Source organism: Isorropodon fossajaponicum endosymbiont JTNG4 (assembly GCF_016592615.1).
Taxonomy (GTDB): Bacteria; Pseudomonadota; Gammaproteobacteria; order PS1; family Pseudothioglobaceae; genus Ruthia.
Genome location: NZ_AP013043.1, coordinates 844,713 through 856,660, shown reverse-complemented (window position 1 = coordinate 856,660; position 11,948 = coordinate 844,713). Strand labels below are relative to the sequence as shown.

The window sequence follows — 11,948 nt, the reverse complement described above, 5'->3', positions numbered from 1 at the left end:
GCTTTAATTGGGCCTATCTTAATACAATAGATTCAGATTCCTGGTCATATCTATAGTTGACAATAACGCCACTAATTATCATTTCAATCGCCTGATTGATTGCCTCAATTGGGACAATAAACCACTCTTGCGGCCTATGACGTTTGCCATTGTCATCAAACACATCTAGATCAAGACATGTCATGCCAAAGAAGTTATGGAGTAATTGCTCGAACTTCTGCGGATTCATATTGAAACATTGCCAAATACCAACAATTGAAACTGAGGCCATTAGATAGGTTGGCTCATGCTCTGCATTCTTAATTCGTCCAGCAACATCATTCTTTGAGTATCCAATCTTATGCAGGTTGGCAATTGATGCAATAGTCTCGTCCATGCTGTTCGATTTTAAGACATAGATAAAGCCTGTTTCATCGTCTTCATCAGTTACATTATTAAAGGTTTTAAGGAAGTCTTCATCGTATTGTTCTGTATTAGCTGTAACTGCTTTGCTATTTTTTAGTAAATTTTTACCAAGTGAACGAAGCTTCATGTTTGATTCAGTGCCATTTTCAAAGATGATTTTAGTTCTACCATCAGCCTTATGAAACCTATCCTTTGCTAGGTCATTAATAGTTTCAAGGTAAAGCAAGATTCCATTGTGAACAAAGTAATTGCCTGCCTCATTTAATTGCTTCTCTTGATAAGGTATAAGCTTTCTTTTTCCTGCTTTTAAGTCATGATGAATGTCTTTGAACTGCTGCTCATATTTATCAAAGTCCTTGCATCGTTTTCTTTGAGCAACGAAGTCAGCTTTATTAATATCTTTTTGCTTTGGTGTGTGTTCAAAATCAAACAGACCCTCATCATCTCCACCAAGAATATTTAGGGAGTCATCATCAAATATATCATCAATAGAATTAATTTCTTTTTCTTCAACCTTAAGTAAATCAAACTGATCGTACTCTTCTAACGATTCGGCTTTATCAGTGTCTTCTCTAAGACTGTTTAATCTTGCATGTAATTGGTACTCTGCAATATCACTCTGATTTGCTTCTGGCTCACGCCCGTTGGCTGTATAAAAATCAGTAATCTCTTGGAATGAAGACACTAGCCTCTCATCAGATGTTCTCGGTGCTGAAGCTGCCCTTATTACAAGAATACCTAAAGGGTCATCTGCAAATATAGCGGATAGAGCTTGCTCTTTATCCATTCTGGGCATTCCTTCTTTTCTCTTCTTTAAGGTAAATTACACATTCTGCCAAACGTTGCTCTTGAGGGTTACGAGATTCAATGCTTGGTTCTCTTTTATTGGCTTTGACAAACTCTTTAACCTTGGGCCACAGTATCTTTGCCTCCTCCCAATCCATCTTAATTCTTGTAGCCTGGATAGTTTCTTGAATAACTTTAAGCACCTGTTTAGTGACTGACTTAGACATGATTTCAAAGGCTTTTTGAAAGGGGTTAATAGAATCAATTAAGTCTATGTTTATCTCATCAATATCAATAAAAGTATCCGCCATACGAATGAATCGTTTGTCACCTACTTTTTTAATCTCACCATTCTTAATCACTGAATCAGTCACTACATGCTGACGTACTTCTTCTAACTCTTGGTCAGATAAATCAGGGTATTTGGTTCTAATGATTTTAGGGATTAACACCTCATTCATAACCTTGGGGTCTATATTGCCTGGCATGGCTTTGAGCATCTGAGGGTCTTGTAATATCGCAGCCTTTAAATCATTTAAGTCAGACTCAACAATATCTTTAACTCGTTTAGAGCTAGGCTCTTTCAGGCCGCCAACTTTTATTGTCCTGCCTGTTGATGTGTCATCATCTGATAATTTGGTTTTAAATTTAAAGCTAGGGGCTAGAACTTGTTCCATTAATAGTGACGCAGTAATAGCTTTAAGCATGTTATTAACAGCTATCTTAACCTCATCATTATCTGCATCAGGCTGAGCAATTAAGTTAGTGAATTGGGCATGATTCTTATTGTCACTATCACGAGTGGCTCGGCCAATGATTTGAATGATTTCAGTGAGTGAACTTCGGTAACCAACGGTTAATGCATGCTCACAATATGGCCAGTCAAATCCTTCTTTGGCCATACCCAGAGCAATAATTAAATCCATGTCATCAACAGAATTCATACCTCTCAAATAAGCCACAATCTTATCCCTTTCAAGAGCGGTATCCTCCACTAAATCGGCTATTTTTAACATCTTGCCGTCATCACCATGTCTTTTGACATGAATAACGCCTGTATCGGCATCCTGGCTCACTACATCGCCAATAGCATCTAGAATGAAATCAACTTCATTATGCTTGTCTTTGGTTGACTCACCTGAGTTGACATTAGGAATGTGAAGAATGGTCTTCTTGTCTGTGTCTAATACTTCCATAATCGCAGAAGTATATTTACCTTGATAAAAGTGATAGCCAATACCTAAAGACTTTAAGTATTTATAGCCGTTTAACTGCTCATAATAGTTATAAGTGATCTTAGTAAATTTAGCTTCATCTGCTGCCAATAGAATTGGAACACTATCTCCTCTAAAGTACGAACCAGTCATGGCAAAAATATGTGCGGAAGACCTATTCATGATTGGCCTTAATAGTTCACCTAATCGACTATTTACATCTGCCGACACGTGATGGAACTCATCAATTGCCAATAGTACATCGTTAAACTGACTTTCATCTATCCCCTCACATGCAAAGCGAAGTGTGGCGTGTGTACAAATTAGTATCTGTTCATCACTATCTAGAAAGTTATGGAAAGCCTTGACCTTGCTCTTGCTTCCCCCTGGGGTGCAAAGGTTATATCGATCACTTGGCTCCCAGTCCTCAAAGAATCCTTTGGACTTTAAATCAGTTGTCACAAACGAGCCACCAATTGAGCGTTCAGGCACGGCAACAATTACCTTTTTAACACCTTGATTGATTAACTTGTCTAACGCTATATACATTAAAGCACGAGACTTGCCTGAGGCTGGTGGAGACTTTAGTAGAATGTATTGAGCATCACGACCATCAAAGGCACGAACCTGCATGTCTCGCATACCCATCTCATTGGTACTGGTGCTTTGGCCCGTTTGAGCGTATTCAACATCAATTAAATTTGGCATATTACTTAGTCTCCTCTTCGGCAATCATCTTTTCATATAGTTTAAATAAATACTCCAGTCTTTCTTCATCATTTTCAAATGGCTTGCTACGATAACAACTCTCAATCGCTAAATCATTTTGATGATGAGCTTCTCGTAAACCGTCTGGCATTTTGTCTGGATCGTAGAGTTGGGCTAATGTCTTCTCAGGGTGCTTTTCTCGCTCACCCAGGATATTAAAAACATGTTGAGTTAATTCTTCTTTTTGCCTCTTGCTCATTGTTGGAAATGGAAAGGTATTGTAAACAACATTTTTTGAATACCTATAATCTGTTTTTAGCCTTCCTCCAACAGCCCTCATCCATAACATATGCATTTATACTTGAAACTTCATGCTTTATCGCTTCCTTAAACATATATTTTTTATCACTAGAGGTGTTTGCAATGCCAATAATAACAACTATTACATTAGCATTGCTTATGGCATTGTTTTTCCACTTAAATGACTGATAAGCAAAAAATATCTCTACATCTTTTTTTAGAACTCTTGGCCATGTAAGTGACACTTGTTCGCCTTGAGATATTGAATTAGTAGATACAAATGCACACTTTATATTTACACCCCTTATGTAGTTCGCACCCAGATAAAACCAACAAGAAATATAATCTAAACTCTTGTATCCAGTTGTAAATACAAATTTCATATCATCTTTTTGATGAAGATTTTGATTTCTTGAACCTAAATAGGGAGGATTTCCTAAAACATAAATTTCATCATCTCGATCTTTAGGGCAAACCTCTTCCCAATCAATTCTCGTAGCATTTGCACAAGTAATATTGCCAGCTTTCTTAAGTGGTAGCGTTGGATTAGCCCTGCCAAACTCATTATTAAACTCAACATTCATTTGATGTTCGGTCAACCATAAAGACAGTTTGGCTATTTCATGAGCAAAGTCATCTATTTCAATACCGTAGAACTGTGAAGGTGTTATTTGTGAAAAGGTGAAAGAGTTCAACTCTTTAAAGATTTCCATCTCTAATCTCTTAAGCTCTTTAAAGGCAATAATCAGGAAGTTCCCTGAGCCACAAGCAGGGTCGAATATCTTAATCTTACTAAGTCTATCAGCTAACTTAATTAGCTTCTTATTATTTCCAATTGACTTATCAAAGGCTTCATACAAATCATCTAAGAATAAAGGCTTGATTACCTTCATGATATTAGGCACCGAGGTGTAGTGCATGCCTAAGCTACCCCGTTCAGTCTCTCCAACTACTGCTTGGAACATTGAGCCAAAGATGTCAGGGTTAATGCTTGACCAGTCTAGCGTACCACTATCGATAATCGCTTGTCTTGATTTGGTCTTAAATACAGGTATTTGATGCTCTTTACTAAACAGCTCACCATTGACATAAGGAAACTCTTTTAAGTAATCAGGTAGGCCTTGTCTGTCCGATTCAGGTGTGTTTAATACCTTGAACAAGCTTGCTAGGTAACTATGTAAATCACTGCCATCAGGCTGTGTGTGTGAGCTTATGTTAGAAGTAAACTGATTCCCAGTAAAGATATTAGTGTCTTCTGCAAAGAAACAGAACAACAGCCTTGATAAGAAGACATTTAGACCATGAATAAACTCAGGTGAGTCATCTGGATTATCTTCCTTAATCTTATCAAATAGCTTAGCCATCTTCTCAGCAGCTTTAACATCGGCAGGATTTTCATCTTGATGCTGAGTTTTCTCCATGCCAGCCCAAGGCAAGAAGAAATCATAATGCTTAGGTAAATCAGTTAGTTTAATATCAAGCTTATCTAGTGTCTTGGCATCAATCGCTAGAAGAGTTTCATAATCAGTAACGATGACAAACCTTTGGTCATTCTTGATTGTTTTAACTAACTCTGAAACTGTTAGGTGTAGGTCAGCATTGTATTCTTCTTTAAAGAATAATTGCTTCTTCCAGGATACTTCACCTTCTACTGAAGACAGGTTTAAGTTGCCACTTTTAAGACGAGTAATGGACGCCTTAGGCCTTCCGTAAGCTAATAATAAATCATAGATAAACTCATCCTTATCGAATGAATCGATTAGGCCTTTAAGGTTTTGTTCTATCTGTGTTATATTCATAATGATTTATGTATTAATTATCACCTATTAAAGCTATGCAAGCTATGCATTAAATCAATGTGCATAGGGTGCATAGCTTATTTACTCTTATCTTCTTAGCTACTACTTATCTATCAACAAAATTATTACCAATCCTCAACAAAACTTGTATAAATTTCCTTCTGCCTCTGCTTGCTCAACTCAACCATACAAGAAGGATGAGCGATAAATCTCATTGTGCCCCTCTCATAGAAAGAATATATAGCACTGCATTGAGCGTCCCTATATTGAAGCCAATACTTCTGCGACTGCTCAATCTCATAAGCAATCCAGTCTGATTTCTTGTAAGCCTTGTTAAGCATATCATCTAGTTTCTGCTCTTCTATTTCTAACTGTGTCTCGTAACAAGCAACCATAGCAGTGGTTGTTATGGCGTTGTCTAAACAGTCGCTATAGGCACTAAAGCTTAATAATAAAGATAATAATATTAGTTTTTTCATCTAAATACCAAGGTTGTTTTTAGTTGATCTTCATGACATTAGTGTGTCTCTTCACGATTTGGTATGACCTCTACTTCAAACTCTAACCCCTCTCTCAAGGTTTCCACTCTACTGTGTGCATCCTGTATTGATGAATCTTGCGCCATCAGTATTAAAGCACAGACGTACAACTCCTTAAATTCGTCAGGTTGATAATCGCTAAGTTGTATACTCTCTAACATCTACTGGTGTGTATAAATTCTTCTTTCAACTGGTCTTTGTGAATCGCTATGCGAAGGAAAATTCATCATATCTTCTTCAAAATCACGAATCACACGATCGGTTATTTTCTTAAATTGCATTCTTGCTTTTTCAATGTCAATTTTGTCATCATTATGAAACGCCATTGCATCCACAAGTTTGCTGAATGATGCTCTAATTTCTCTATCAGCATTCATTACTTCTACCACTGCGTAGCCTTTTGATCTTCTAATCATTTTCGTTCTCCTATTTTGTTATTATTTATCTTATTTTTATTTTAGTATGAGTCGCACCGTACTAGTGATCGACCTCAGTAACTCTTCTTGATAGGGGGTCAGGTCGCCATCGACCTCAATAAAAGCACGGGAGCCAGCTCGAAACTTAGTTTTTTTGACAGCTTTGCTCGCTCTTCTAGGAGATGGAGAAGCAGGCACTTCCTTCATTTTCAATAAGTGTACTTCTTCGCCTTTTGATTTACGCTCTTCAATTTCATCAAGCGGTAAATAATCTGGACCAGGTACAAAATGACTGATACAACCAATTTCTAAATTCTCTAGGCCACTTAAGATTCTGTCCATAGTTTCTAAGCTAACCTTGCTGACTGCATCAACAATGTAGGATTCCTCCATCCCTTGGTCTCTTAATCGTTCCGCAAAACGCTGCTTTAGGTCATCAATCAAATCAGCGCTCTCAGTAAGTTGTCCTGCTGAATCTAGTAAATCACGTTTCAGTTTTTCACATTCTGCCATTGATAAGTTTTGCAGACCACAAAGTGCTTTAGCGAGTCGTTGAACAATTTCCACTCTAGGAGCTGGACTCATTTCACGTTCCATTCGTGAAAGATATGCTGGATCAAGCTGAGTTTCTTGGGCTAGCTTGCGCAAAGAAATCTTACCGTTTTCACGAATATCTCTTAGAAAGTAACCAAAACCTGTTGTGTTCATATCTGACTTTATGTTGTTTGTTGTACATCATACAACATAAATAGAGTAACGTCAATTAATACAAACTACTTTTTCTCTTTAACGGTAAATCCTCTTCCTTTATCTAGTCTTTCATCTAGTCTTTCAATACTCCTCTTACCAGGCTTCTCTTGAGCGTACTCACTTGCATCATCCCAGTTAGAAAAAACCTCAAAGTCAAACTCATTCTCTACTAGATGCGTTGTTTTTTTGGATTCTGTTGTAACTTTTTCTGCATATTGTTTAGCATCTTTGCGACTACTAAACTTTTTACCCATTAATTGCTCAATATTTGGATATCCTTTTGGCGGAATAACTTTATTATTGTTGACTGTATATTGACATGTAGTTTTGTCGTCACTATGTGAACGCAAACCTCTCCAGAATAGGCCGTATTTACCAGAAATGCACTTCATATCGTCACCGCAATCAGGGCAAACTAACACCCAATTCTTACAAGGCAAACAAACTCTATATTTATTAGATTCATTAACCCTTGTCATTGCACCTCCACAGTGACTGCATTCATTTTCTGTGTGCTTACAAAGGGACCAGTGAGAACAGCCATAGAAGGTGGCATTATCTTTACGCCTGACTTTGTGTTGCATAACTCCAGTTTCACATTTGATACAATGAAACTTTTGAAAGATTCGTTGTTCTTGGGCGATTTCAAACTCATTCAACTCAATGTCGTAATCCTCATTGATAAGTTCATTTACAAAGCTTGAAGAGGTAGACATATCAGCTATTAAATAAGAACGCTTTTTAGCTCTTGTAATTGCCACATAAAACAATCTTCTTTCCTCTGCAAATTCAAAATCTTCAGGGGTTGGTAGTAGGGCGTCTAGTAGTGGATTATTTGTTTTTTCCGAAGGAAAGCCATCTTTTCCAGACTGTAATCTCATAACAATAACGTAATCTGCCTCTTTACCTTTTGAAGCATGGACTGTGTGTTTATTCAATTCTAAATTAGGAAACTTTTCCTTATGCAGTTTCATTTCTGCAGGGCTAGGTATTGTATATTTATATCTCCCTAAGATTAATACAGAAACTTTTCGGTCTAATTTATTAATAGCTTGCAGGACTTTGTCTACCTGCATATATCTGCCTAATAAATAAGGAGAATTGTTGTTATCTGGTTGTTTGGCAAGCCTCCTTAACAGTAAATTTAGTTCCTTGTCATCTCCAGCAACAACTTTATTACTTTCTCTAAGTATAGAAATAGCTGGTTTTTTAACCTTGCTGAGGGTGGTTATTGATTTCTTGGTTTGAAAAGGATTCTTTAGAACAAATTGTGAAGACACTTCTGCAATGCTATTATTAAACCTGAAAGTCTTTTTAAGCTTGGTAAATTGTGTTGCTCCAAAGTATTCTGAGAATCCTGTTGTAAAACTAATATCACTCCCACTAAACCTGTAAATAGCCTGCCAATCATCCCCAACACAGAACAAAGAGCAGTCAACTGATTTCTCTTTTAATGCTTGTACTAGTCTAGCTCTAGGATCTGATATATCTTGGAACTCATCAACCATAATGAATTTCCATTGTGGCTTAAAACTACCATCCAATACATACTCCAAAGCTTTACCAATCATATCTTCGAAGTCTATCTCGTCGTTATCCCTTAGTATTTTTTCATACCTATTCATCAATGGCATCATTAACTCTAATGCAATATTTAAATGTTTCTTATACGGAGAAGCGTTTATCTTGCTGTTTAACTTGTCTTGATCAAACCAGTTGGCTTTATATCTCTTAATAATCTCAGCCATTAAATCGGAGAACTTGGTTATTTCCTCATGTTCACGTAAGGTTTCGATAATTGCATCGTTTGGCAATGGATTACACTCAATACCTAAGTCATTAAGCTTTTTGGTTAGGTTGCTTCTTAATGTTCCGTCTTTATGCTCATAATAGAATGTCTCGATTAGATTGGTTTTATTGATTTTATGAATATTACGCTTCCACCGTATTCCCTGATGGTATAAATCTTTGTCAATGTAGGGAGCAGTCGATTCGTCTCTATCTACTCCTAAATGTTCAATATAAACATCATGTTCAGGTAGATAAAAATCAGGTTTATATTGTCTGTACTCTATTGTTTTTGTATCAAATTTATATTTGGCTTCATACTCGTACTCAATGCCCATCCTGAGAAGAAAATTTGCTACAATTCGCTCACCATGGCCTTTTACTTTTACACCTTTAAAGGTTCGTATTTCATCAGCCTCGATATAAGTAAAGTACTCACCTTGAGTTTTAAAATCGAACGGACTCTTTTCTACATATAAGTAATCTTCAAAATACTTAATAACTTTATCTTTATAACTGTCTTGTTCTAATAGCTCGTCAATCCACTTGCTAACATCTTGTTTGAATACGCTATTTTTAGATTTGTTGTCTTCAGCATATTTACTAATATTAGGCTGACCACCTTCAACTTCAGAGAGGATATTTATGCCTAGTTTATGAAAGGTGCTAATACTTACATCATCTCTATTTATCCTTTGCTGCATTCTTTCTTGCATTTCTTTGGATGCTTCTTTGGTAAATGCAAGCATTAGTATATCTTCAGGTTTAGCTTGTTTACTTTCCAACAGAAATCCAGCTCTACCAACCATGGTGCTGGTCTTACCTGTACCAGCTCCAGCCAATACTAGGTTGTTGTCTTCATCTATGATGCAGGCTTCGATTTGGTCTTCGGTTAATGGGTGAGATTCGATATTCTTAAAATACTTCTTAAATTGTTTCTTCTTTCGAGTTAGATATTCTTTTCGATAATCATCCAATTTGTCTCTTTCCATATGGGCATAGATGTTTATCTTGATAAAAGGATGTCTTATCTTGTCATCCACCAAACCTTCGTTAGGTGGCTTTACAAATCTATTTAATGCAGATTGTGCATCACTTATAATCTCAGGCCACTGGGAACTTCTAATATATCGACTCGTAAGTCTTCGCTGTAAGCTCTTGAATGTTTTATTTATTTCAGGGAAGATTTCTTTATACCAATAGCTTTGTAGCCATTCGTATGCCTGTGTGGCTTTAGCGTGGGATAGGGGGCCAAACTTAATTTCACCTTGGGTGGTGTTGAATACAAGAAAACTAGGCCATCCTCCTGTAATAAATCCTTTCTTTACAAAGGCATGGTTATCAATAAAGTAGCTTTTATCACTTTTGTGTAATGTTATCCCTTTTTCACTAATATCAATAGAACCACCTTTGAATCCAAGGAGTCTCCAGAATAGTCCAGGTATAAGATGTTTTGTCTCCGCCATAATATTATTCTTTATTAGTATTTAAGCTAGGCAAGCTATGCAAATTTCCTTTATACGATTATTTCTTAAATCAATAAAGTTCATTGCTCCCTTTTAATTTTGTATCGCCCATTCTTCTTCTAATTGATAGATTAACTTAATCTTCTTTATCGAAATCAAGTGTAGCAATCATTTGAGCGATTCCAAAAAACGTCCATATTGCTAACAACACAGTTGCAAGACTGTAATAACTGATTAAAAAATCAGAACGAATTAACAAAGTAATTAAAAAAGTTACAACAAAACAAAACAAACCAAAATTTAGAAATATACTTCTACTAGTTAGTTCGTGGTCTTTAACAGGAGCTTTATTCCCAACAATTGCTAGATGAGCAATTATAGGAATGAATGTTACAAATGCAGCACCAATCAAGCTGGTAATTATTGAGCCAGGTATACCAGAATCAATAATGTGCCGAGCATAAAGACCAGCAACGTGATATATAGATCCAAAACATATTATCCCAACAATAAATAAAAATCCTGTTCTAAGGTGTTTAATTATCATAATATAATTTAATTTAATTTAAATTATATTCATCAAGTACCTCAAGTGCTTGCTTATTCCCTTGCTTAGCTGCTTTCTTATACCAGTAAACAGCCTTATCAATATCTTGGGTTACCCCAGTACCTTTTTGATACATTTTGCCTAGGCTGTGTTGACCAGCGTGATACCCTTTTTCAGCTGATTTCTCGTACCAATAGAAAGCTTTATCTATGTTCTTATCAACGCCTTCGCCTAATTGATATAGTGAACCTATATTCCATTGTATAGTGCTACTTCCTCTTTCAGCAAATGGCAGCCAAATCTTAAAGGCAGTTTTAGAATCACCACTTTTTAGAGCGATAACGGCATCTCTAAGTTGGTTAAGTCGCCTCTCCTTTGTGTCTTCCATAGATTGGCGAAAGACTGGGTCATCCTCCATCTTCTTATCAAGATACTTCTTAAGTACTTCAGCCGCCTTTATTGCCTTAAGGTCTCCGTCTAATACTCTTTTCCGCATCTTTCTAAGAACATCAACGTCACCCCTTTATTGTTGGGTTTAGAATCAACTCACTGGTAAATACTTCGTCTGATGCCCTAGGAAAAGGTGATGCTAGTTTGACAGCCTTCTCAGTTTGACTAATAAACCTCTTATCATCAGTATTACATTTACTGACATTACTCTTCAATACATTGCCATCTCTATCTTGCAAGATATACACTTCACAAGTCCAGCCATCTTTTGCTTTTGGGATTCTCCATTCACTTTTAAATTTTTCATAAACCTTATTTAAATGGTCTTTCTTAGCTTGAGTTGATTCATCAGCTAGAGCTGGGTAGCTGATAGCTATCCCTAATGATATTAATAAAGTTGATAATATTTTTAGTTTCATAGGTCAATTGTAGACCAAAATGAAATACTGGATGATTAATTTGAAATCCTGTTTCATCTAAAAGTGATGGTTTATTAATACATCCGTACTGCCATTAGGGGCCCCCAGGGTGGGTCTAATTGAATATAAAAGTTAGAGGGAGGGTCTATCAATCACTAGATGAGAACCATTCTCATTAACTATAAATTACCAGTTATTATTAGTAAATCCATAATAAATAACTAATTCATTTGTGAGTACATTTGTGAGTACAAAATTACCTATATTGTTTGTAATGTACTTGTAGTAAGGTATATTAGGGATAGTTACACTCCACCTCGAGGAGCCATTAATGCAAAAAAATCCTATCTACATGATAGGA

Annotated in this window: 10 protein-coding genes and 1 pseudogene; all 11 read right to left on the bottom strand. The window is 36.4% G+C overall.

Going from position 1 to position 11,948, the window contains the following annotated elements; all coding sequences use genetic code 11:
• Positions 1-13 precede the first annotated feature (13 nt).
• The 11 genes and pseudogenes from CVFO_RS05050 to CVFO_RS05000 all read right to left on the bottom strand — a co-directional run bounded on the left by CVFO_RS05050 (position 14) and on the right by CVFO_RS05000 (position 11,587).
• Positions 14-1,192 (bottom strand): GIY-YIG nuclease family protein, encoded by a 1,179-nt coding sequence (locus tag CVFO_RS05050; protein ID WP_201338971.1) that lies wholly within the window; start codon positions 1,190-1,192, stop codon positions 14-16.
• A complete protein-coding gene (locus CVFO_RS05045) occupies positions 1,185-3,113 on the bottom strand; it encodes a DEAD/DEAH box helicase (protein WP_201338970.1) in 1,929 nt (642 codons plus the stop codon). The genes CVFO_RS05050 and CVFO_RS05045 overlap by 8 nt, the downstream gene beginning before the upstream one ends.
• Position 3,114: 1 nt before the next feature.
• Positions 3,115-5,212 (bottom strand): annotated as a pseudogene (locus CVFO_RS05040) (DNA methyltransferase).
• 125 nt (positions 5,213-5,337) lie between these two features.
• The gene (locus tag CVFO_RS05035; RefSeq protein ID WP_201338969.1) at positions 5,338-5,691 is read right to left on the bottom strand and encodes a lysozyme inhibitor LprI family protein; all 354 of its coding nucleotides are present in this window, start codon (positions 5,689-5,691) and stop codon (positions 5,338-5,340) included.
• Between the two features lie 38 nt (positions 5,692-5,729).
• Positions 5,730-5,912 (bottom strand): hypothetical protein, encoded by a 183-nt coding sequence (locus CVFO_RS05030; protein WP_201338968.1) that lies wholly within the window; start codon positions 5,910-5,912, stop codon positions 5,730-5,732.
• Positions 5,913-6,167, bottom strand: coding sequence for a hypothetical protein (locus CVFO_RS05025; RefSeq protein WP_201338967.1), 255 nt, complete (start codon positions 6,165-6,167; stop codon positions 5,913-5,915).
• Positions 6,168-6,203: 36 nt separating this feature from the next.
• A complete protein-coding gene (locus CVFO_RS05020) occupies positions 6,204-6,875 on the bottom strand; it encodes a helix-turn-helix domain-containing protein (RefSeq protein WP_201338966.1) in 672 nt (223 codons plus the stop codon).
• Positions 6,876-6,940: 65 nt separating this feature from the next.
• On the bottom strand, positions 6,941-10,171 hold the full coding sequence (locus CVFO_RS05015; RefSeq protein ID WP_201338965.1) for a UvrD-helicase domain-containing protein: 3,231 nt from the start codon (positions 10,169-10,171) through the stop codon (positions 6,941-6,943).
• Positions 10,172-10,307: 136 nt separating this feature from the next.
• Entirely contained in the window at positions 10,308-10,718 is a 411-nt protein-coding gene (locus CVFO_RS05010) for a hypothetical protein (protein ID WP_201338964.1), read from the bottom strand.
• A gap of 13 nt (positions 10,719-10,731) precedes the next feature.
• Positions 10,732-11,214 carry a tetratricopeptide repeat protein gene (locus tag CVFO_RS05005; RefSeq protein WP_201338963.1) on the bottom strand — a complete coding sequence of 161 codons (483 nt, stop codon included), beginning with the start codon at positions 11,212-11,214 and terminating at the stop codon, positions 10,732-10,734.
• Between the two features lie 19 nt (positions 11,215-11,233).
• Positions 11,234-11,587: a TonB C-terminal domain-containing protein gene (locus CVFO_RS05000; RefSeq protein ID WP_201338962.1), complete on the bottom strand. Its 354-nt coding sequence runs from the start codon at positions 11,585-11,587 to the stop codon at positions 11,234-11,236.
• Between the last annotated feature and the right edge of the window lie 361 nt (positions 11,588-11,948).